This is a genomic window from uncultured Roseovarius sp., from assembly GCF_963972555.1.
Lineage (GTDB): Bacteria > Pseudomonadota > Alphaproteobacteria > Rhodobacterales > Rhodobacteraceae > Roseovarius > Roseovarius mucosus.
This window is the reverse complement of record NZ_CAXAUM010000021.1, coordinates 32319-53379: the sequence shown is the minus strand read 5'-3', so window position 1 is coordinate 53379 and position 21061 is coordinate 32319. Positions and strand designations below refer to the sequence as shown.

Sequence of the window (21061 nt, the reverse complement as noted above, 5' to 3'; positions counted from 1 at the left end):
AAGGAGACAGCCATGCGCCTTTTCCCGTTCATCTTCGCCGCTTGCCTTGCCATGACCCCGGCCTATGCGCTTGACAGCAGCGCGGGCAAACTGACGGTCACGAAAATGGTTGACCGGCTAAACGATCCCTGGGCATTGGGTTTTTTGCCCGATGGCGGCCTGCTCATCACCGAAAAGGCCGGGCGCGTTCTCCATGTCGAAAACGACCAGCGGCGGGAACTGGGCGGCCTGCCGGATGTCGCCACGCGCGGGCAGGGCGGCTTGCTCGATGTTCTCATCCCCCGCGATTTCGCGCAGAGCCGTCAGCTTTACTTCACCTATTCCAAACCGCAACAGGGCGGGGCAGGCACCGCCATCGCCCATGCCCGACTTGCCCCCGGCGCGGACCGTCTGGCCGATTGGACGGTGATCTTCGAACTCGAACCCGGCTCGTCGGGCGGCCGGCATTTCGGCGCGCGTCTGGTCGAAGGGCGCGACGGGATGCTCTATGCCACCATTGGCGACCGGGGTGATGACGACTCTGCCCAAGACCTCTCGCGCCAGAACGGCTCTGTCATCCGTATCGCCCGCGACGGGTCCATCCCTGCCGATAACCCCTTCGCTCAGACCGCAGGCGCGCAGCCCCAGATCTGGTCCTATGGCCACCGCAACCCGCAAGGGGCGGCGCTCGATGCCCAAGGCAACCTCTGGGTAGTCGAACATGGCGCGCGCGGCGGCGACGAGGTGAACCGCGTCGCAAAGGGGGCGAATTTCGGCTGGCCGGTGATCTCTTATGGCCGCCACTACTCGGGGCTCAAGATCGGCGAGGGCACGCAAAAGCCCGGCATGGAGCAACCGGCCCATTACTGGGACCCCTCCATCGCGCCCTCAGGCATGATGATCTATCAAGGCGAGATGTTCCCGGAGTGGCGCGGCGACATCCTTGTCGGATCGCTCAAGTTCGACATGATTTCGAAGCTGGATGGTGCGCCGCTGCGCGAGGTCGAGCGTCTGAAATCCCGCGAAACCCAGCGTGTGCGCGACATCCGCGAGGCCCCCGACGGGTCAATCTGGTTTCTCAGCGTCGGGCAGGGTGCGGCCTATCGCCTCTCGCGGTGATCCGAAATCTTCAAAAGATTTCGGACCGCTTTCTTTTCAAGAAAGCGTCATACCGACAAACGGGAACTATGCGCGCCGCGCTCGCGGTATGGCGTCGTGTTGTAATGCGCCCGGTAGCATTTCGAGAAATGCGACGGCGAGGCAAAACCACAGGCCAGCGCCACGTTGATCACGGTCATGTCGGTCTGCATCAACAGGTTGCGCGCCTTTTGCAGGCGCAGTTCCATGTAATACCGTTTGGGGCTGCGGCTTAGATAGCGGCGGAACAACCTCTCGAGCTGCCGGGTCGACATGCCCACGTCGCGGGCCAGTGTCGCCGGGCTGATGGGTTCTTCGATATTGGTCTCCATCATCTGGATGACCTGGCTCAGCTTGGGATGTCGCACGCCGATGCGTGTGGGCACGCTCAGGCGTTGCGTGTCCTGATCGGTGCGGATCGAGCTATAGATCTGCTGATCCGCCACCGCATTGGCCAGCTTTTCACCATGATCATCGGCGATGATATTGAGCATGAGATCAATCGACGACGTGCCCCCCGCCGTGCTCATCCGGTTGCCATCAATCACGAATACCGATTTCGTCAGCGTCACATCCTCGAATTCTTCGAGAAAGCTGTCGTGATTCTCCCAATGGATCGTCGCGCGCTTGCCGTCGAGCAAGCCCGCACGTGCCAGCACATAGGACGCGGTGCACAGCCCCCCCATGCGCAGCCCCTTGCGCGCCTCGCGGCGCAGCCAGTTCAACATGCGCTTGGTCGCGGCCTTCTGCACATCCATGCCACCACAAACGAGCACCACATCTTCGCGGTTCAGCTCCGAGAGCGGAAAGTCGAGATTGAATCGCACCCCGGCAGAGCAGGTGATGACATCATCGGAATCGCCGGTCAGAACCCAGGTGTACAGTTCCTCCTCGGCCATGCGGTTGGCGATGCGCAGACATTCGATGGCCGACGCAAAGCTGAGCAGGGTGAACTTGTCCAAGAGCACAAACACAAAGCGTTTGGGCTCTTTGGGGGCTTTTACCGCGATTTTTGTGGCCTCTGACGTCATCATCACCCGATTCCCCGGCGCAACGGCCTCTTTAGCGGTCTGTCACGAATCTGTCGCGATTGACAAGAGAGGCGTGGTCGATTTGCGACCCATTCTTGTGCGTTTCATATGGCCTCTTGCCCGCTGCTTTGCTAAGCACGGGTCTCAGATTACGTTCAATGCGGAGTAAGGACGATGACGGAATGGCAGAAAACGGGCTGGCGCGCGAAACCGCGGGTGCAGATGCCCGATTATATCGACGCCGCCGCTCTGGCCAATGTCGAGGCCCGTCTGAGGCAGTATCCGCCGCTGGTTTTTGCCGGTGAGGCGCGCCGCCTCAAGCGCGCGCTTGGCGCCGCCGCACGCGGCGAGGCATTTCTGCTTCAGGGCGGCGATTGCGCCGAGGCCTTCGATCAATTCTCTGCTGATGCGATCCGCGACACCTTCAAGGTGATGCTGCAAATGGCGATGGTGCTGACCTATGGGGCCAAGGTGCCGGTGGTCAAGGTGGGCCGCATGGCCGGGCAATTCGCCAAGCCGCGCTCAGCCCCGACAGAGGTGATTGATGGCGTGGAACTGCCCAGCTACCGTGGCGACATCATCAACGAACTGGCCTTCACCCCCGAGGCGCGCATTCCGAACCCGGACAAGATGTTGCAGGCCTATACGCAGGCCGCCGCAACCCTCAACCTCTTGCGCGCCTTTTCGACGGGCGGCTATGCGGATGTGCATCAGGTTCATGCCTGGACCCTCGGCTTTACCGAAAGCGAGAAGGCCGCGCGCTATCGCGAAATGGCCAATCACATCTCTGATGCGCTCGACTTCATGAAGGCGGCAGGTGTGGACAGCGACAATGCCCATACGCTCAAGACCGTGGATTTCTACACCTCGCACGAGAGCCTCTTGCTGGAGTACGAAGAGGCGCTGTGTCGGCTCGATTCCACCTCCGGCAAATGGCTGGCGGGCTCAGGCCATATGCTCTGGATCGGCGACCGCACCCGCCAGCCTGATGGCGCACATGTCGAATTCCTTCGTGGCGTGCAGAACCCCATTGGTCTGAAATGCGGTCCCTCCATGACGTCGGACGATCTCAAGCGGCTCTTGGCCACGCTGAACCCCACCAACGAGGCGGGGCGTCTTACGCTCATCGCGCGCTTTGGCGCGGGCAAGGTGGCGGACAACCTGCCGCGCCTCATCCGCACGGTAAAGGAAGAGGGGGCATCGGTGCTCTGGGTTTGCGACCCGATGCATGGCAACACAATCAAATCTGCGACCGGCTACAAGACGCGACCTTTCGAATTGGTGCTGCGCGAAGTGCAGGACTTTTTTGGCATCCACAAGGCCGAAGGCACCATCCCCGGCGGCGTGCATTTCGAGATGACCGGGCAGGATGTGACCGAATGCACCGGTGGTATGCGCGCGCTCTCCGAGGAAAACCTCTCGGCGCGTTATCACACCGCCTGCGATCCGCGCCTCAATGCCAGCCAGTCGCTCGAACTGGCCTTCCTCGTGGCCGAAGAGCTGAAATCCTTGCGCCATGACCGCCTTCAGGCAGAAGCAGGCTAACCACCTCTTGACCGCAACAGGTAAAGCGCCTATTGCGGTTTTGTCTGTTCGTCGCCGATGTTGCAAGCAATGAGCCGCGCGGTTGCTGGGCCGGGGACTAGCGAAACAACGGCCGTGGTTGCCACTTTATGCCATCCAAATCCGTCTAGCCTTATAGCCTGGCGCACCCTCTCATAATCGCTAGGCCGCGGGACGGCCCAGCAATCGTGCGGCGGCGCTCCGCGCCTTGTTCCGCGCGGGGAGGGCCTATGGCGTTTTGGTTCTCCGATGGAACGCCAAGCCAGCGCCTCGCCTTACTTCACCACGCGCAGATAGGCGCGCCCGCGCGGCGCATCACGCCCGCGCCATTCATTGCGCAGCCCGCCGGGCAACAGGTCAAGGCTGCGTCGGCCTTTGGTCTCTGCATCCAACGGCAATACCCGAACCGCTCGCATCTCGAACCGCCGCGAGGCGCGCCCGATCTCGCCTTGCGTCACCAAACATCCCAGCGCTCGCGAAACATCGCCCAGATCGCTGCGCAGGGGCCAGAGCATGAGACGCCCGGTCATTTCAGGCCGCCCCAACCCCGCCTTGGCATAGAGATCAATTTCCAGCCGCGCAGGCCGTTCGAAGAGGTCGGCCAGCGCCAGAGCAAACGCCTCTCGCGCCGCCGGGGCAATGAAACTCGACAGCGGCATGCCGCGCACCTCCATCCCCATCAGCACATTGAGATGCAGCCCCGCCACCCGCAGCCGCGTCACCCCCGGCGCGATCCGCTCGGCGATAAACGCATTGGACAAAAGCCCGCCAATCCGGCGCGGGTCGATGTCAGAGCGGCGCGGCACCTCGGCCCCCTCGCAAAGGCCAGCCCAATAGCTGTGAAGCGCGTGCAGATCGGCGGCCTGTTGCCCGTTACATGCGTCCACTCTGCCCGACGTATGTAGAACTGTTTTGTCATCCTGCATGACACACTCCTTTGCCCCTGCACCTCAGACTTCGCGGTGTCAGCCTGCCTGATGGCCCTTGCGCCACCCCTGCAGCACCGCACGTTGGGCCAAGACTGCCACAAGTTTTTGGGAATTTATCTAAAAATCGCGGCGATTGGTTAACCACCGGCACAGACATGTCGCGCCACCGGGACTTGCCAGCCGCTGGGTCACGCACTAGGACGGGGCAACACCGTAAGACCCAAGGACGCCCACCGATGATCCAGTCGATGACCGCTTTCGCCACCGCCAAAGGGGCCATTCCGGGCCATTCCTGGACCTGGGAGTTGCGCGGTGTGAATGGCAAGGGGCTCGACCTGCGCCTGCGCGTGCCCGACTGGATCGAAGGGCTGGAACCGGCCTTGCGCGCGCGGCTGGGGCAGGGGATCACACGCGGCAATGTCTCGCTCACCCTGCGCCTGACCAGCGACGATGCCAGTGGCCAATTGGCGGTCAACCCCGACCGGCTCGACGATGTGCTGCGCGCCATGGCGCTGATCGAGGATCGTGCCATGGCCTGTGGCCTCTCGCTAGCTCCCGCCACCGCCGCCGACATCCTGTCGCTGCGCGGCGTATTGGAGGCAGGCACTGGCGACAGCGACACCAGCGCGCTCTGCGCGGCGCTGCTCGCGGATTTCGAACCGGTCCTGCAGGATTTCCTGGCCATGCGCGCCACCGAAGGCGCGGCGCTGGCCAAGGTGTTGCACGCCCAATTGGACGAAATCTCCCGCCTGACCCAAGCCGCCCAGGACCTGCTCGTGCAGCGCAGCGCCGACATTGCCCGCACCCACCAGACGGCGCTTGCGCGCCTGCGCGATACGGCCACCGATCTCGATCCCGCGCGTCTGGCTCAGGAACTGGCGCTACTGGCGGTCAAACTTGACGTCACCGAAGAACTGGACCGCCTACGCGCCCATGTGGCGGCGACGCGCGCGCTGCTCGAAGGCGGCGCGCCGCTGGGGCGCAAGATCGACTTTCTGAGCCAGGAATTCAACCGCGAGGCCAATACGCTTTGCTCCAAGGCACAACATGCGGGCCTGACCGAAATCGGACTCAGCCTCAAGACCGTGATCGACCAGATGCGCGAACAGGTGCAAAATGTCGAATGAGGCACAGGCCGCACGACCGGAATTTGAGTATTTTCACCAAGAAGAAGGGCAGGGAACGGCATGAGCAACCGAAGAGGCCTCCTCATCATTCTCTCCTCACCTTCGGGCGCTGGCAAATCCACCCTGTCCAGGCGCCTGCGCGACTGGGACGAAACCATTGCCTTTTCCGTCTCGGCCACGACCCGCGCGCCGCGACCCGGTGAAGTGGACGGGCAGGATTATCACTTCATGACCCAGGCGCAGTTCAAACAGGATGTGGCAGCGGGCGAGATGCTGGAGCATGCGCATGTGTTCGGCAATTTCTACGGCAGCCCGCGCGGCCCCGTTCAGGCGGCCATCGACGCCGGTCGCGACGTGCTCTTTGACATCGACTGGCAAGGCGCACAGCAAATTCGCAACTCGGCCCTTGGCGCGCACACGCTCTCGATCTTTCTTCTTCCGCCCTCGATCCGCGAACTGCACCGCAGGCTGGAAACACGCGGGCAGGACACGCCCGAGGTCATCGCCAAGCGGATGGAGAAAAGCTGGGACGAGATCAGCCATTGGGATGGGTATGATTTCGTGCTGATCAACGAGGATCTGGACGCCACCGAAGCGCGGCTCAAGACCATTATCGAGGCCACGCGCCTGCGCCGCAGCCAGCAACCGGGCCTGACCGCGCATGTGCGCGCGCTGCAAACCGAATTCGAGGAGATGCAATGACATTCTACAGCCTTGACGGCCACGCGCCCCAGATTGCCGATAACACCTGGATTGCGCCCGATGCCAATCTGATCGGCAAGGTGGTGATCGAGGATCTGGCCTCGGTCTGGTTTGGCTGCACCCTGCGCGGCGATAACGAGGAAATCCGCGTGGGCGCGGGCAGCAATGTGCAGGAGAATTGCGTCATGCACACCGACATGGGCTATCCGCTCGTCATCGGTCCGGGCTGCACCATCGGTCACAAGGCGATGCTGCATGGCTGCATCCTCGAAGAGAATGTTCTGATCGGCATGGGGGCCACGGTGCTCAACGGCGCGCGCATCGGGCGCAACAGCCTGATTGGCGCGGGCGCGCTGATCACCGAGGGCAAGGAAATCCCCGAAGGCAGCCTCGTGATGGGCGCGCCGGGCCGGGTGGTGCGCAACCTCGATGAGGCGGCGATTGCCACGCTGCGCGCCACAGCGCTGCATTACCAACAGAACATGCGCCGGTATCGCTCCGGGCTTCTGGCGCTCTGACCGGCGATGCAGGGTCTGGCCACGGTTCTTGCCGGAATTCCGATGGCCGCCATTCTGGTCGGCCCGGATGATCGCATCATCGCTGCCAATCAGGGCGCGCGCGATCATTTGGGGCAGGGGCTTGAGGGGCGGCACCTCTTGACCGCGCTGCGCCAGCCCGATGTGCTTGAGGCGATCGAGGCCACCCTGCGCGACCGTCTGCCGCGCAAGATCACCTATCAGACCTCTGACGCAGGGCGCGACAGCAGCTTTCAGGTGCATGTGGGCTATGTGGAAACCACCGACGCGCGCGGCACGCTCGTGTGTTTCGAGGACCTGACCGAGCGCGAACATGCCGCCCAGATGCGCCGCGATTTCGTGGCCAATGTCAGCCACGAATTGCGCACGCCGCTCACGGCACTCATGGGTTTCATCGAAACGCTACAAGGGCCCGCGCGCCACGATCAGGCCGCCATCGACCGCTTTCTGGGGATCATGCAATCCGAAGCCGCGCGGATGGAGCGCCTCGTGCGCGATCTGCTGTCGCTCAGCCGGGTCGAGAGCGAAGAGCGCGTGCGTCCACGCGATGAGGTCAACCTGAGTCAGGTCATCGGATCGGTTCTGCATGCGCTGCGCCCTTTGGCGCGGGACCGCGCCTGCGACATCAGCTTTGAGGCACCCGAAGGCATGGTGGTGCGCGGCAATGATGATCAGTTGCAGCAGGTCTTTACCAACCTCGTTGAAAACGCGATCAAATATGGCGGCAAGGGCAACAGGATCACGATCACGCTGGAACGCACCCCCCGCGACGCCACCCTGCGCGCGCCTGCCATTGTGGCGCGTGTCCGCGATCAGGGCCCCGGAATTGACCCGCTGCATATACCCCGGCTGACAGAGCGGTTCTACCGCGTCGATACCCACCGCTCGCGCGAGATGGGGGGCACGGGCCTTGGCCTCGCCATTGTCAAACATATCGTCAATCGTCACAGGGGACGGCTGCGAATCTCTTCCGCGCCCGGAGAGGGCAGCGAATTCTCGGTGATTCTGCCGCAATGGGACCGCCAAGAGGCCTGAAAACGCTGCCGTTGCCGCGAAAAAACTGGCTGAACCGCCAAACTTATCGCACTGTCATAAAGTCGTTACATAAGTGTAACAAAAGCGTTGTGGTTCTCGCCTAGTGCTGGCCCCGAGGTCGCCCCTGCCTGGGCGTCCCGTGAAACCGAACTCAGGAGCAACTCATGCTGTTCAAATCCACCGTTTCCGCCCTGGCCCTGACGGCCCTCGCCGCCGGCACCGCCGCGGCCCGTGACAACATCCAGATTGCTGGCTCCTCGACCGTGCTGCCCTATGCCGCCATCGTCGCCGAAGCCTTTGGCGAAAACTTCGATTTCCCCACCCCGGTCGTGGAATCCGGCGGGTCGGGTGCTGGCCGCAAGAAACTCTGCGAAGGCGTCGGCGAAAACACCATCGACATCGCCAACTCTTCCTCGCGCATCAAGCAGTCCGACATCGACCTCTGCGCGTCGAACGGCGTGACCGAGATCATGGAAGTCCGCATCGGCTATGACGGCATCGTCTTTGCCTCCGACATCAACGGTCCTGCCTATGCCTTTAGCCCGGCTGACTGGCACGCGGCTCTGGCTGCTCAGGTTGCCAAGGATGGCGCGCTGGCCGACAACACCAACAAAGTGTGGTCCGACGTGCGCGCTGACCTGCCCGGCGACGAAATCCTGGCCTTCGTGCCGGGCACCAAGCACGGCACCCGCGAAGTGTTCGACGAAAAGGTGATCATCGCCGGTTGTGAAGAGAACGGCACGTTCGAGCTGCACATGGCAGCCAACGGCGGCGACAAGAAAGCCGCTGAAAAGGCCTGCATGGCGCTGCGCACCGATGGCGTGTCGATCGACATCGACGGCGACTACACCGAAACGCTGGCCCGCGTGGATGCCAACAAGAACGGCATCGGCGTGTTCGGTCTGTCCTTCTACCAGAACAACACCGACAAGCTTCAGGTTGCCACCATGGGCGGCGTCGAGCCGTCGGTCGAATCGATCGCCTCGGGGGAATACCCAGTGTCGCGTCCGCTGTTCTTCTACGTCAAGAACGCGCATCTCGATGTGATCCCCGGCATGCAGGAATATATCGAGTTCTTCGTGTCCGATGAGATCGCTGGCCCCGATGGCCCGCTCGCGGCCTATGGCCTCGTGTCCGATCCCGAGCTTGCCAAGACTCAGGAAATGGTTGCCAACCGCGTTCCCATGGGCGTGCTGAACTAAGACCAAGACCTCCGAGGGGTGGCGCATCCGCGCCATCCCTCCCTTTTTGGCGGAGAGCAGATGAGTACCGGCTATATCACCCTGATCGTGCTCGGCCTGTGTGGGCTGGGCTTTTTCTTGGGGCGTGCGCGCGCCTTGGCAACCTCCAAGACCACAGGCAAGAAATTGCACTCCTTGCCGAATTACTATGGTCAGGCGGTGGCACTGTTCACGGCGGTGCCGGCTCTTCTGCTGATGCTCGCCTGGCTCTTCCTGCAACCTTTGATGATCGAGGGCCGCATCGGCGGCATGATCCCCGATAGCGTGATCCCCGAGGGCGGCGCCAAGAGCCTCGTCATGGCCGATGTGCGCCGGATCGCCGATGGGCTGGATGCCCTGATGGTGGCCGGACATATGTCCGAATCCGATCTCGATGCCATGCGCGCGGATTTCACCGATGTGCGCAACCGGCTGGGCAATGTCGGCGTGGCGCTTGGCTCGGATGTGCCGGTGCCGGTGTTCGAGGCCGCCAAGGAACTGCGCACGTCGCAGAACTCGGGCCGCTTCCTGATGACGATCGCGGTTCTGGGGTTGGCGGGCGCGCTGCTGGTCTGGTCGTGGGTGCGGGTGCATCCGGATCAACGCGCGCGCAACGCCTCCGAGACCTTTGTGATGTCTCTCCTGATCGGGGCCTCGCTGGTGGCGATCCTGACCACCTTCGGCATCGTCGCCTCGCTGCTGTTCGAGACCATCAATTTCTTCAAGATGTATCCCGCCGCCGACTTCTTCTTCTCGACGGTCTGGAACCCGCAGTTTCGCGGCGGCTCTGATCTGGGCATCCTGCCGCTTCTCTGGGGCACGCTCTATGTCAGCTTTCTGGCGCTGCTGGTGGCGGTGCCGCTGGGGCTGATGATCGCGATCTATCTCGCGGAATATGCCAGCAAACCGCTGCGCGCCATTGCCAAGCCGGCAATCGAGGTGCTGGCCGGTATCCCCACCATCGTTTACGGTCTCTTTGCCCTGATCACCGTGGGGCCGTTCCTGCGCGACTATATCGCCTCGCCGCTGGGTCTTGGCACCTCGTCCTCGTCGGTGCTGACCGCCGGGCTGGTCATGGGCATCATGCTCATCCCGTTCGTGTCCTCGCTCTCGGATGACATCATCAACGCCGTGCCGCAATCCATGCGCGATGGCTCTTACGGTCTCGGGGCCACCAAATCCGAAACTATCAAGCAGGTGATCCTGCCTGCCGCCCTGCCGGGTGTGGTCGGGGCCATCCTTCTGGCGGCCTCCCGCGCCATCGGCGAGACCATGATCGTGGTCATGGGGGCAGGGGCCGCCGCCAAACTTGGCCTCAACCCGTTCGAGGCGATGACCACCATCACCGTCAAGATCGTGAGCCAGCTCACCGGCGACACCGAATTCGCCAGCCCTGAAACGCTGGTTGCCTTCGCCCTCGGCCTCACGCTTTTTGTCTTCACGCTGGGGCTGAATGTCATCGCCCTTGTGATCGTGCGCAAATACCGGGAGCAGTACGAATGACCGATCTCACCTCCTCCGGCGCAGTCCCGGCCCCGCGCAAAGGGTCCTTGCTTACACAGGACGCGCGCACCAAACAGCGCAACGCCAAGGAAGCCCGCTTTCGCATGATGGGGCTCATCGCCGTCACGATCGGCGTGCTTTCCCTCGTGGGCCTGCTGACCTCGATCCTTGCCAGTGGCCTGTCGTCCTTTCAACAGACCTATGTCGAACTGGAGGTCTATCTCGACCCCGCCAAACTCGACAAGAAGGGCGAACGCAACCTCGATGACATCGCCAAGGTCACGACCTTTGGCTATGCGCCGCTGATCGACGCCGCCATGACCGCCGCGATGGAGCGGGCAGGCGTGTCCTCTGACCTGAACGCCAAAGCCGCCGGCGAGTTGATCTCGAAAGAGGCGCCCGCATCGCTGCGTGACTATGTGCTAGCCAATCCCGATAGGATCGGGGAAACCGTGTCTTTCGATCTCTTGGCGGCTGGCCGTATCGACGGCTTTTTCAAAGGCCGCGTGACGATGGCAAGCGCGGAGCTGGACCGCAATGTCTCACCCGAGCAACTGCAACTGGCCCAGCAACTCAAAGAGGCGGGCATCCTCACGACCAAGTTCAACTGGGCCTTCTTCACCGCGCCCGACGCCTCTGATACCCGCCCAGAGGCGGCCGGTCTGGGCGTGGCGATCATCGGCTCGGCCTATATGATGCTGATCGTGCTGGTTCTCTCGTTGCCCCTGGGCGTGGCGGCCTCGATCTATCTCGAGGAATTCGCCCCCAAGAACCGCTGGACCGACCTGATCGAGGTCAACATCTCCAACCTCGCGGCGGTGCCGTCCATCGTGTTCGGTATCCTCGGCCTTGCGATTTTCATCAACATGGTGGGCCTGCCGCAATCGGCCCCGGTCGTGGGCGGTCTCGTGCTCACGCTGATGACCCTGCCGACCATCATCATCGCCACGCGCGCGGCGCTCAAATCCGTGCCGCCCTCGATCCGCGATGCAGCACTCGGCGTGGGTGCCTCCAAGATGCAGGCGATCTTTCACCATGTCCTGCCGCTCGCCATGCCGGGCATCCTGACGGGGGCCATTATCGGTCTGGCACAGGCGCTTGGCGAAACCGCCCCGCTGCTCCTGATCGGCATGGTGGCCTTTGTGCGCGAATATCCCGCAGGCCCGCCCGAGGGCTTCTTTGACCCCGCCGCTGCCCTGCCGGTGCAGGTCTATAACTGGACCCAGCGGGGCGATCCGGCGTTCGTGGAACGCGCGTCTGGGGCCATCATCGTGCTGCTCGTCTTCCTCGTGATCATGAACATCGCCGCCATCCTGCTGCGCAGACGGTTTGAACGCCGCTGGTAAACAAAGGTATAGACCCATGTATGACGCCCCAAAATTCGCGGAGACGAAAGTGACCAACAACGACATCAAGATCGCCGCGCGCAAGGTGCAGGTTTACTATGGTGACACCCATGCCATCAAGGACGTGGATGTCGACATCCTCGACAAGACCGTGACCGCCTTTATCGGCCCGTCGGGTTGTGGCAAATCCACGTTCCTGCGCTGCATCAACCGGATGAACGATACGATCGACATCTGCCGCGTGATGGGCGACATCCTGATCGACGGCGAAGATATCTACGACAAAAAGGTCGATCCGGTGCAACTGCGTGCCAAAGTGGGGATGGTGTTCCAGAAACCCAACCCGTTCCCCAAGTCGATCTACGACAATGTGGCCTATGGCCCGCGCATCCACGGGCTTGCCCGCACCAAGGCCGATCTCGACGAGATCGTCGAAAAATCCCTGCGCCGCGCCGCCCTCTGGAACGAGGCCAAGGACCGTCTTGACCAGCCCGGCACCGGTCTCTCCGGTGGTCAGCAACAGCGACTCTGCATCGCCCGTGCCGTCGCCACCTCGCCCGAGGTTCTGTTGATGGACGAACCCTGCTCGGCGCTCGACCCCATCGCAACCGCGCAGGTCGAGGAATTGATCGACGAATTGCGTCAAGAGTTTTCCGTGGTGATCGTCACGCACTCGATGCAGCAGGCCGCCCGTGTCAGCCAGAAAACAGCGTTCTTCCACCTCGGTCATCTCGTCGAATTCGGCGATACCGGCCAGATTTTCACCAACCCCAAGGATGAGCGCACCGAAAGCTACATCACCGGGCGCATTGGCTAAGGAACCTTCCATGTCCGACCATCAGCACATCGTTTCATCCTTCGACCACGACCTCGAAACCATTCAGGCCCATATCATGAAGATGGGCGGCATGGTCGAGCGCGCAATCTCCGACGCCGCCCGCTCGCTCGAAACCCGCGACGACGAGCTGGCCGAAGAGGTGCGCGGCCGTGACAAGGCGATTGATGCGCTCGAGGAGCAGATCAACGAAGAGGCCGCCCGTGTTCTGGCCCTGCGGTCGCCCGCCGCGCGCGACCTGCGGGTTGTGCTGACCGTGATCAAGATTTCCGCCAGCCTCGAGCGCATCGGCGACTATGCCAAGAACATGGCCAAGCGCACCTCGGTTCTCAGCCAGATGGCGGCGGTCAACGGCTCGCCCTCGGCGCTGCGTCGTATGGCCCGCGAGGTCGAGGAAATGCTCAAGGATGTGCTCGATGCCTATATCCAGCGCGACATGGACCTTGCCCATGAGGTGATCCGCCGCGACCTGGATGTCGATCAGATGTATAACGCGATCTTCCGCGAATTCCTGACTTTCATGATGGAAGACCCGCGCAACATCACGCCCTGCATGCATCTGCACTTCATTGCCAAGAACACCGAACGCATGGGCGATCTCGTGACCTCCATCGCCGAACAGGTGATCTACCTTGTCTCTGGCTCTTTCCCCGATGATCCGCGCCCCAAGAGCGATACAACCTCGGTTGATCCCAGCCTTGCGCCCAAGGGCAGCCACTAAGCACAGGAGCCGTCGATGTCCGCAGATCAACCCACCGTCCTCTTGGTCGAGGACGAACCGGCACAGCGCGAAGTGTTGGGCTATAATCTTCAGGCCGACGGGTTTCACGTGCTCACCGCCAGCAATGGCGAAGAGGCGCTCTTGATGGTATCGGAAATGCCGCCTGACATCATCGTTCTGGATTGGATGATGCCTAATGTATCCGGCATCGAGGTCTGTCGTCAGCTCAAGACCCGCTCTGAAACGCGCGGGATTCCGATCATCATGCTCTCGGCTCGCTCCGAAGAGGTGGACCGCGTGCGCGGGCTGGAAACCGGCGCCGATGACTATGTGATCAAGCCCTATTCACTGGTCGAATTGATGGCGCGTGTGCGTGCGCAACTGCGCCGCACCCGTCCGGCGACCGTGGGCGAGCGACTGGAATATCTCGACATCGTGCTTGATGCCGAAACCCATCGCGTCACCCGCAGCGAAAAGCCGCTGAAACTCGGCCCCACCGAATTCCGTCTCCTCTCGACCTTTATGGAAAAGCCGGGCCGCGTCTGGTCCCGCGAGCAGCTCCTTGATCGCGTCTGGGGGCGTGACATCTATGTCGACACCCGCACCGTGGATGTGCATATCGGGCGACTGCGCAAGGCGCTCTGCCAGCATGGGGGCGATGATCCGCTGCGCACCGTGCGCGGCGCGGGCTATGCCTTGGGCTGAACGGCCTCAGCGCGGCAGCAGGTCTTCGTCCTCTGCCTGTCCCGCCAGCCAATCGCGAAACTTGCAGAGCGCCGGATCGCGCCCGTTCTGAACTGGCCAAACAAGGTAATACGCTCCTGAAATCAGCGTCTTGTCGCCCCAGGCTGACCTAAGCCGCCCCGTCGCCAGATCTTGTTCCGCCAGGTAATCCGGCAAGAGCGCCACGCCCAACCCATGCAACGCCGCCTGCGTGATAGTTGAAAATTGATCATAGATCGTGCCGCTCACCTTGGCGCCGATCACGCCCTGCGCCTCGAACCATGCAGGCCAGGCACCGGGCCGCGTTTCGATCTGCAAAAGCGGCAGACGCAAGAGATCGCCCGCCGCCGTAATCGGCGCATGATCTGCCAGAAATTCTGGCGTTGCCACCGCCACGACCCGCTCGGTCCGCAGCTTCAGCGCCTCGGTTCCAAGCCAGTTTGGTTCTCCAAAATGTATAGCTGCATCAAATGGTTCCGTAACAAAGTTGAACGGTTTCAGCCGCGTTGACAGGTTGATTGTCACCTCCGGATAGAGCCGCGCAAACTCGGCCAGTCGCGGCACCAGCCATCGCATCCCGAATGTCGGTAGAATCGCAAGGCTCAGACTGCCCCCGGCCGGATTCGCCGTAAGCGTAAGCGATGCTTGCGCAATCTGTTGCAGCGCGCCTCGGATTTTATCCGCATAGTCCGCCGCCTCCGGGCTCAGGTGAATGCTACGTCCTTGCCGCACGATCAACGCCACGCCAAGCTGATCTTCTAATGTTTTCAATTGCCTGCTGACCGCACTTTGCGTTTGCGACAGCTCTGCGGCCGCCGCCGTGGCACTGCCCAGACGGTCCAGCGCCTCCAGTGCGCGCAAAGAAGATATGGATGGAAGAAAGCGGCGGGGTAGGGTCATTCTTGCGGTTTACTCATAGGTTCATGTGAATTTATCGTTATTCATCGGCGTTTTGCCAGTGTAACCTGTCCCCAACTCAGAGAATACGCCACAGGAGCCCGCCATGAACGCCAATACCCCGACGCTGCGCGCCAAGGATGCCCCGGATCTCAACGCCTTCGACTGGGCCGATCCCTTCCGCCTCAACGATCAACTCTCCGAAGAAGAGCGCATGATCACCGACAGCGCGCGCACCTTTGCCCAAGACATGCTGCAACCGCGCGTCATCGCCGCTTACCGTGAAGAGCGTGTGGATCCCGGCATCTTCAAGGAAATGGGCCAGATGGGCCTGTTGGGCACCACCATCCCCGAGGAATACGGCGGGCTGGGGTCCAACTATGTTTCTTACGGCCTCGTCGCCCGCGAAATCGAGCGCGTCGATTCGGGCTATCGGTCGATGATGAGCGTGCAATCCTCGCTCGTGATGTATCCGATCTATGCCTATGGCAGCGAAGAGCAGCGCCGCAAATACCTGCCCGGTCTGGCCAGCGGTGATCTCATCGGTTGCTTTGGCCTGACCGAACCGGACGCCGGCAGTGACCCCGCTGGCATGAAAACCCGGGCCGTTCGCACCAACAGCGGCTATCGCTTGACCGGCTCCAAGATGTGGATTTCCAACAGCCCCATCGCGGATGTTTTCGTGGTCTGGGCCAAATCCGAGGCGCATGACGGCAAGATCCGTGGCTTCATCCTCGAAAAGGGCATGAAGGGTCTGAGCGCCCCCAAGGTGGGCGGCAAACTCAGCTTGCGCGCCTCCGTCACCGGCGAGATCGTGATGGACAATGTCGAGGTGTCCGAATCCGCACTTCTGCCCAATGTTCAAGGGCTTAAAGGGCCTTTTGGATGTTTGAACCGCGCCCGCTACGGCATTGCATGGGGCGTCATGGGGGCCGCCGAATTCTGCTGGCACGCGTCCCGGCAATACGGGCTCGATCGCAAGCAATTCAACCGCCCCTTGGCGCAAACCCAGCTTTTTCAGTTGAAACTGGCCAATATGCAAACCGAGATCACCCTCGGGCTGCAAGCGGCGCTGCGCGTCGGCCGCCTGATGGACGAGGCCAACGCCGCCCCGGAAATGATCTCGATGATCAAACGCAACAACTGCGGCAAGGCGCTCGACATTGCCCGCCACGCCCGCGACATGCACGGCGGCAACGGCATTTCAGAAGAGTTTCAGGTCATTCGCCACATGGTCAACCTCGAAACGGTCAATACCTATGAGGGCACGCATGATGTGCATGCGCTCATCCTTGGCCGGGCGCAAACCGGGCTTCAGGCGTTCTTCTGATCCATGCCGGGCCTTGGCAACCTCTGGCGCGAGAGTGCCGTTGAATCCTTCGCAGCATCGCCTCTGCGCGGTGAACGTATGGTTGATCTGGCAATCATCGGCGCGGGGTTCACGGGCCTGTCGGCGGCGCTCCATGCCGCAGGGCAGGGGGCCGACGTTGCGGTGCTCGAGGCCGAAACCGTGGGTGAGGGCGGCTCTGGCCGCAACGTGGGCCTTGTCAACGCCGGGCTCTGGCTGCCGCCCGATGACGTATGCAAGATTCTGGGGCCAGAGGCCGGTGAACATCTCAACGCCGTGCTGGCAGAGGCCCCTTCGCTCGTGTTCGACCTCATCGCACAGCACGACATCGCTTGCGAGGCCACCCGCAACGGCACCCTGCATCTTGCCCACGCGCCCAAGGCCATGGCGGATCTGAAGTCACGTCACGCGCAACTTGCCGCACGTGGCGCGCCGGTGCGCCTGATTGACATGAGCTCTACCGCACAACGCACGGGAACAGATAGGTTTTACGGCGCGCTCCATGATGCACGCGCGGGCACGATTCAGCCGCTCGCCTATGCGCGCGGACTGGCCCGCGCCGCGCAGGACGCCGGTGCCTTGATCTGCGAGCAGACCCCTGTCGCCGCCGCCGAACACCGCAGCGGCCAGTGGATCGTCACCACGCCCGGCGGCAAACTGCGGGCGCGGCATCTGCTCATTGCCACCAATGCCTATCACCGCCCCGTCACGCATATGACCCGTCCCGACGTGCCGATTGTGCAGTATTTTCAACTGGCGACCGCGCCCCTTGGTGACAATCTGGCGGGCGATATTCTGGCCGGGGGCGAGGGATGCTGGGATACCGGCCTTGTGATGACCTCGCTGCGCCGCGACCGGGCAGGGCGGGTGATTCTGGGCGGCATGGGCGGAGATGCCACGCTCCACGAGAATTGGGCCCGGCGCAAACTGGCACAGCTTTTCCCGAGACTCGCCGGGGCAGAGATCGAACACGCCTGGGCCGGGCGAATCGCCATGACCCATGACCATTTGCCCCGGATTCAACGCATGGGGCCGGGGGCTCTGGCCATTTTCGGTTATTCCGGGCGTGGCATCGGCCCCGGCACCGTCTTTGGCCGGGCGGTCGCCCAAGCCTTGCTGTCAGGTGACGAAACCGGCCTGCCTGTGCCGGTGGTGGATCGCCATTCCGAACAGTTCGTCGCACTGAAATCGCTCTATTACGAAACCGGCGCGCGCCTGGTGCATGCCGTATCGGCCCGCCGCTAAGCAGATTTGCACACTAACTGTTGAACGCATGCCAATTGCGCAGGCGCGCTTTGAGTATATGTCAGCAGCCGTGATGTAACAGGAGCATGACATGGCCCTCACCGACACCGGCGGCAGCTTTACCCAAGGCAACCTTTTCAGGCACATCTCGGTGATGTCCTTTACTTCGAGCATTGGCCTCATGGCCATTTTCGCCGTCGATCTTATTGATATCCTTTTCATTTCCATGCTGGGGCGCGAGGAGCTGGCGGCCGCTGCGGGCTATGCCAGCACGATCATGTTCTTTGCCAGCGCCATCAACATCGGCCTCTCCATCGCCGCAGGCGCGCTCGTGGCCCAGGCCGAAGGGCGCAAGGACAGCAAAGCTGCCCGCGAGGCGGCCAGTGCCACGGCTGTGATCTCGGTCGCCGTAGGCCTTCTCGTGCCACTTCTGGCCTTGCCCTTCATCAACGACATTCTCGGTCTGGTCGGCGCAGAGGGGGCGATGCGCGACATGGCGGCCAGCTATCTGTGGATCATCCTGCCCACGACCTTTGTCTCGGGTCTCTCGATGGTCGCAGTTGCGGTACTGCGCGCCTATGGCGATGCCCGCGGCGCCATGTATCCGGCGCTCTTGGGGGCGGGCGTCAACCTCGTGCTCGATCCGATCCTGATCTTCAGCCTCAACATGGGCCTCGAAGGGGCGGCCGTGGCGACCGTCTTTGCCCGTGTGGCGACCATGGGCTTGGCCCTTGGCATTGCCATTCTTCGCTACCGGGCCTTCGCCAAGCCGCACTTCGCTTGCGTGGTGCGCGATTGTGGCGGCGCCATCGGCATCGCGGCCCCGGCCATGCTGGCCACTGTCGCTACGCCCGTGGGCACCGCGATCGTGACGCGCGAAATGGCCAAATACGGGGCCGATGCCGTGGCGGGCATGGCGGTGATCAACCGGCTGGTGCCGGTGGTCTTTTCGGTGGTCCTGGCGCTCTCGGGTGCAATCGGTCCGATCTTTGGTCAGAATTTCGGGGCAGGGCGGCTGGACCGGGTGCAAGAGACCTTCTTTGACGGGCTCAAGTTTCTGGCGCTCTATGTCCTCACCATGTCGGCGCTGCTTTTTGCGCTACGCGCGCCGATTGCCGATCTGTTTGACGCCACCGGACAGATGCGCAGCCTGCTGTACCTCTATCTCGGGCCTCTGGCGCTCGCGTCCTTCTTCAACGGTGCGATATTCATCGCCAATGCCTCGTTCAACAATCTTGGGCATCCGGGCTATTCGACATGGGTCAACTGGGCCCGCAACACGCTGGGCATCTGGCCCTTTGCGGTGGCGTTCGGAATGGTCTGGGGCGCGCCGGGGGTTCTCTTGGGGCAGGCTCTTGGCGGGGTGGTCTTTGCGGCCGTCGCCACCTGGCTCAGCCTGCGCGTGATCGAGGCCCCATGCAAGGATCCATTGTCGGGGCATTTCTCATGCCCCGACCAGCGTATGCAGGTTGTGATAAACCGGTGCAGCCGGTCCTGATCGCAGTATCAAATTTTCGCATAATCAGTATTATGTAATATATTGAGATCACAAAAACGTGAATACTATCTCATGCTAACCTCTGTAAAAGACCTTCAAACAATACCTTACAGTTTCATCCTCATGCGGTTTGTTGCGCCAGAGCCGTAATCCCGAGGCCCGTGCCCCGGCGGATGCGCGCCCTTAGACCACGCAGCTCTCGACTCAGGCTAGGCCCACGGTTTAAGAGTGACATGCAGGAGTTTTACCATGACCGCAGTTCTCTTTCTGAACGGACCAAACCTCAATCTTCTCGGCACGCGCCAGCCCGAAGTGTATGGGCGTACAACCCTCGCTGATATAGAAACAACCTGTCAGGATGCCGCCCGTCAGCGCGGCGTGACCGTCGCATTTTACCAGAGCAACCATGAAGGCGCGCTGCTCGATGCGATCCATGCGGCGCGCGGCACATATGATGGGATCATCCTTAACGCGGGTGCCTATACCCATACCTCCGTGGCGCTGATGGACGCCATCAGCTCGGTCGCCATCCCGACCATCGAACTGCATCTGTCGAATGTTCATGCCCGCGAGGCGTTTCGCCACCAGTCCTATATTGCACGTGTGGCACTTGGCGTGATCTGCGGCTTTGGGGCGCAGGGCTACGTTCTGGCGCTTGACGCAATGCTCGGCCATCTGGAGCGTGCCGGATGATCGAAGCCGCAAGGGTCAACACCCTGCTCAATGCCGCCACGATCGAGGAACTCTGGGATCATCATACCCAGTTCATGGCAGAGTATGGATTTGACCGGCTGATCTATGGCTACACCCGCTATCGCACCGCCACGTCGCTCGGCAATCCAGACGATTTCCTGTTGCTGACGAATCATGATCCTTGTTACACGAATGTCTTTGTCGGCGAGGGTCTCTATTTCAATGCGCCCATGGTGCGTTGGGCGCTCGAGAATGACGGGGCTTGCTCGTGGTCGGTGCTGCGCCACATGACCGACAGCGGCACGCTCACCCCAGAAGAGCGCCGGGTGATCGACTTCAACCAAGTCCATGGTGTGACGGCGGGCTATTCCATCAGCTTCAAATCGCTCAGCCCCCGCACCAAGGGGGCAATTGCCCTCACCGCGCAAAAAGGTGTCACACAATCAGAGGTAGATGCCCTCTGGTCCCGTTGCGGTGAACAGATCCTTGCCCTCAACAACGTGGCCCATCTGCGGATTCTCTCCCTGCCCTATACTGCACCTGGCCGCGCCCTGACCCCACGCCAACGCGAGGTCCTGGGCTGGGTGGGCGACGGCAAAACGATTCAGGACATCGCCACCATCATGGGCCTGACCCCAGCGACCGTGGAAAAGCATCTGCGCCTCGCGCGTCAGGCGCTGTCCGTCGAAACCACAGCACAGGCGGTGCTCAAGGCAGCATTCCAGAACCAGATCTTCTTTCTTGAAAATTAAGTGATAAAAAACAACCACCTACAGAATGGTATGGATTTCCTTACTTTCCCAAGTTGACGTAACGTAGCACAATGGGATTGTTCCGTGAGTGGTGGCTATTTTGCCTGGGAACACGTGGGTGGCGACGTTTGGATCCATTGACATACGGTGTCACGCACTCCGGCTAATCCGGATGTCGGCCGTTGGTCCTTATTGATCGGGACTGACGGTCGGCGCTACCTGATCGGCGTTTCATCCCCAA

At 61.9% G+C, this 21061-nt stretch carries 20 protein-coding genes; 17 read left to right on the top strand and 3 right to left on the bottom strand.

Translation table 11 applies throughout. The features are described from left to right. Window positions 1-12 precede the first annotated feature (12 nt). Window positions 13-1098, top strand: a complete 1086-nt coding sequence (locus AACZ65_RS16225; protein WP_339672581.1) for a PQQ-dependent sugar dehydrogenase — start codon at window positions 13-15, stop codon at window positions 1096-1098. A gap of 47 nt (window positions 1099-1145) precedes the next feature. On the opposite strand, the gene AACZ65_RS16220 is transcribed toward AACZ65_RS16225, so the two are convergent. Continuing rightward, a complete protein-coding gene (locus AACZ65_RS16220; protein WP_339672596.1) occupies window positions 1146-2147 on the bottom strand; it encodes a GlxA family transcriptional regulator in 1002 nt (333 codons plus the stop codon). A gap of 174 nt (window positions 2148-2321) precedes the next feature. Between AACZ65_RS16220 and AACZ65_RS16215 the strand changes: the two genes are divergently transcribed. After that, window positions 2322-3692, top strand: coding sequence for a 3-deoxy-7-phosphoheptulonate synthase class II (locus tag AACZ65_RS16215; protein WP_339672579.1), 1371 nt, complete (start codon window positions 2322-2324; stop codon window positions 3690-3692). A 293-nt stretch (window positions 3693-3985) separates the two neighbouring features. Here the strand turns inward: AACZ65_RS16215 and AACZ65_RS16210 are convergent, their stop codons facing one another. Continuing rightward, on the bottom strand, window positions 3986-4636 hold the full coding sequence (locus tag AACZ65_RS16210; protein WP_339672577.1) for a PAS domain-containing protein: 651 nt from the start codon (window positions 4634-4636) through the stop codon (window positions 3986-3988). A gap of 239 nt (window positions 4637-4875) precedes the next feature. Between AACZ65_RS16210 and AACZ65_RS16205 the strand changes: the two genes are divergently transcribed. From AACZ65_RS16205 to phoB, 10 genes are all read left to right on the top strand, one after another. Further along, window positions 4876-5766 (top strand): YicC/YloC family endoribonuclease, encoded by an 891-nt coding sequence (locus AACZ65_RS16205; RefSeq protein ID WP_339672575.1) that lies wholly within the window; start codon window positions 4876-4878, stop codon window positions 5764-5766. Between the two features lie 60 nt (window positions 5767-5826). Next, window positions 5827-6468, top strand: coding sequence for a guanylate kinase (gene gmk / locus AACZ65_RS16200; protein WP_339672572.1), 642 nt, complete (start codon window positions 5827-5829; stop codon window positions 6466-6468). Further along, window positions 6465-6986 (top strand): gamma carbonic anhydrase family protein, encoded by a 522-nt coding sequence (locus AACZ65_RS16195; protein ID WP_339672570.1) that lies wholly within the window; start codon window positions 6465-6467, stop codon window positions 6984-6986. Before gmk ends, AACZ65_RS16195 begins: the two co-directional genes overlap by 4 nt. Before the next feature lie 6 nt (window positions 6987-6992). After that, window positions 6993-8039: an ATP-binding protein gene (locus AACZ65_RS16190; protein WP_339672568.1), complete on the top strand. Its 1047-nt coding sequence runs from the start codon at window positions 6993-6995 to the stop codon at window positions 8037-8039. A gap of 164 nt (window positions 8040-8203) precedes the next feature. Beyond that, window positions 8204-9241, top strand: coding sequence for a substrate-binding domain-containing protein (locus AACZ65_RS16185; RefSeq protein ID WP_037271810.1), 1038 nt, complete (start codon window positions 8204-8206; stop codon window positions 9239-9241). 60 nt (window positions 9242-9301) lie between these two features. Continuing rightward, a complete protein-coding gene (pstC, locus tag AACZ65_RS16180) occupies window positions 9302-10762 on the top strand; it encodes a phosphate ABC transporter permease subunit PstC (RefSeq protein ID WP_339672565.1) in 1461 nt (486 codons plus the stop codon). Continuing rightward, window positions 10759-12108, top strand: a complete 1350-nt coding sequence (gene pstA / locus AACZ65_RS16175) for a phosphate ABC transporter permease PstA (protein ID WP_339672563.1) — start codon at window positions 10759-10761, stop codon at window positions 12106-12108. The genes pstC and pstA overlap by 4 nt, the downstream gene beginning before the upstream one ends. 16 nt (window positions 12109-12124) lie before the next feature. Beyond that, entirely contained in the window at window positions 12125-12925 is an 801-nt protein-coding gene (gene pstB, locus AACZ65_RS16170) for a phosphate ABC transporter ATP-binding protein PstB (protein ID WP_037271801.1), read from the top strand. Between the two features lie 10 nt (window positions 12926-12935). Further along, window positions 12936-13664: a phosphate signaling complex protein PhoU gene (phoU, locus tag AACZ65_RS16165; RefSeq protein WP_037271798.1), complete on the top strand. Its 729-nt coding sequence runs from the start codon at window positions 12936-12938 to the stop codon at window positions 13662-13664. Between the two features lie 15 nt (window positions 13665-13679). Then, window positions 13680-14369, top strand: coding sequence for a phosphate regulon transcriptional regulator PhoB (gene phoB, locus AACZ65_RS16160; protein WP_037271795.1), 690 nt, complete (start codon window positions 13680-13682; stop codon window positions 14367-14369). Between the two features lie 6 nt (window positions 14370-14375). Here phoB and AACZ65_RS16155 read toward each other — a convergent pair whose 3' ends face one another. Continuing rightward, the gene (locus AACZ65_RS16155; RefSeq protein WP_339672558.1) at window positions 14376-15287 is read right to left on the bottom strand and encodes a LysR substrate-binding domain-containing protein; all 912 of its coding nucleotides are present in this window, start codon (window positions 15285-15287) and stop codon (window positions 14376-14378) included. A gap of 103 nt (window positions 15288-15390) precedes the next feature. On the opposite strand from AACZ65_RS16155, the gene AACZ65_RS16150 reads away from it, so the two are divergent. From AACZ65_RS16150 to AACZ65_RS16130, 5 genes are all read left to right on the top strand, one after another. Next, on the top strand, window positions 15391-16614 hold the full coding sequence (locus tag AACZ65_RS16150; protein WP_339672556.1) for an acyl-CoA dehydrogenase: 1224 nt from the start codon (window positions 15391-15393) through the stop codon (window positions 16612-16614). Between the two features lie 3 nt (window positions 16615-16617). After that, window positions 16618-17877: an FAD-binding oxidoreductase gene (locus tag AACZ65_RS16145; RefSeq protein WP_339672554.1), complete on the top strand. Its 1260-nt coding sequence runs from the start codon at window positions 16618-16620 to the stop codon at window positions 17875-17877. Window positions 17878-17968: 91 nt separating this feature from the next. Next, window positions 17969-19375 (top strand): MATE family efflux transporter, encoded by a 1407-nt coding sequence (locus tag AACZ65_RS16140; RefSeq protein ID WP_339672552.1) that lies wholly within the window; start codon window positions 17969-17971, stop codon window positions 19373-19375. 249 nt (window positions 19376-19624) lie between these two features. After that, the gene (gene aroQ, locus AACZ65_RS16135) at window positions 19625-20068 is read left to right on the top strand and encodes a type II 3-dehydroquinate dehydratase (RefSeq protein ID WP_037271779.1); all 444 of its coding nucleotides are present in this window, start codon (window positions 19625-19627) and stop codon (window positions 20066-20068) included. Continuing rightward, window positions 20065-20820 carry a LuxR family transcriptional regulator gene (locus AACZ65_RS16130; protein ID WP_037271776.1) on the top strand — a complete coding sequence of 252 codons (756 nt, stop codon included), beginning with the start codon at window positions 20065-20067 and terminating at the stop codon, window positions 20818-20820. Before aroQ ends, AACZ65_RS16130 begins: the two co-directional genes overlap by 4 nt. The last annotated feature ends 241 nt before the right edge of the window (window positions 20821-21061 follow it).

Bases quoted from the DNA above. Each gene is read 5' to 3' on its own strand.
- phoB (WP_037271795.1), top strand. From the start codon at position 13,680: ATGTCCGCAGATCAACCCACCGTCCTCTTGGTCGAGGACGAACCGGCA.
- AACZ65_RS16220 (WP_339672596.1), bottom strand. From the start codon at position 2,147: ATGACGTCAGAGGCCACAAAAATCGCGGTAAAAGCCCCCAAAGAGCCC.
- AACZ65_RS16225 (WP_339672581.1), top strand. From the start codon at position 13: ATGCGCCTTTTCCCGTTCATCTTCGCCGCTTGCCTTGCCATGACCCCG.
- pstA (WP_339672563.1), top strand. From the start codon at position 10,759: ATGACCGATCTCACCTCCTCCGGCGCAGTCCCGGCCCCGCGCAAAGGG.
- pstC (WP_339672565.1), top strand. From the start codon at position 9,302: ATGAGTACCGGCTATATCACCCTGATCGTGCTCGGCCTGTGTGGGCTG.
- AACZ65_RS16205 (WP_339672575.1), top strand. From the start codon at position 4,876: ATGATCCAGTCGATGACCGCTTTCGCCACCGCCAAAGGGGCCATTCCG.
- AACZ65_RS16215 (WP_339672579.1), top strand. From the start codon at position 2,322: ATGACGGAATGGCAGAAAACGGGCTGGCGCGCGAAACCGCGGGTGCAG.
- AACZ65_RS16145 (WP_339672554.1), top strand. From the start codon at position 16,618: ATGCCGGGCCTTGGCAACCTCTGGCGCGAGAGTGCCGTTGAATCCTTC.
- gmk (WP_339672572.1), top strand. From the start codon at position 5,827: ATGAGCAACCGAAGAGGCCTCCTCATCATTCTCTCCTCACCTTCGGGC.
- AACZ65_RS16185 (WP_037271810.1), top strand. From the start codon at position 8,204: ATGCTGTTCAAATCCACCGTTTCCGCCCTGGCCCTGACGGCCCTCGCC.
- AACZ65_RS16210 (WP_339672577.1), bottom strand. From the start codon at position 4,636: ATGCAGGATGACAAAACAGTTCTACATACGTCGGGCAGAGTGGACGCA.
- AACZ65_RS16155 (WP_339672558.1), bottom strand. From the start codon at position 15,287: ATGACCCTACCCCGCCGCTTTCTTCCATCCATATCTTCTTTGCGCGCA.
- AACZ65_RS16190 (WP_339672568.1), top strand. From the start codon at position 6,993: ATGCAGGGTCTGGCCACGGTTCTTGCCGGAATTCCGATGGCCGCCATT.
- aroQ (WP_037271779.1), top strand. From the start codon at position 19,625: ATGACCGCAGTTCTCTTTCTGAACGGACCAAACCTCAATCTTCTCGGC.
- AACZ65_RS16150 (WP_339672556.1), top strand. From the start codon at position 15,391: ATGAACGCCAATACCCCGACGCTGCGCGCCAAGGATGCCCCGGATCTC.
- pstB (WP_037271801.1), top strand. From the start codon at position 12,125: ATGTATGACGCCCCAAAATTCGCGGAGACGAAAGTGACCAACAACGAC.
- AACZ65_RS16195 (WP_339672570.1), top strand. From the start codon at position 6,465: ATGACATTCTACAGCCTTGACGGCCACGCGCCCCAGATTGCCGATAAC.
- phoU (WP_037271798.1), top strand. From the start codon at position 12,936: ATGTCCGACCATCAGCACATCGTTTCATCCTTCGACCACGACCTCGAA.
- AACZ65_RS16140 (WP_339672552.1), top strand. From the start codon at position 17,969: ATGGCCCTCACCGACACCGGCGGCAGCTTTACCCAAGGCAACCTTTTC.
- AACZ65_RS16130 (WP_037271776.1), top strand. From the start codon at position 20,065: ATGATCGAAGCCGCAAGGGTCAACACCCTGCTCAATGCCGCCACGATC.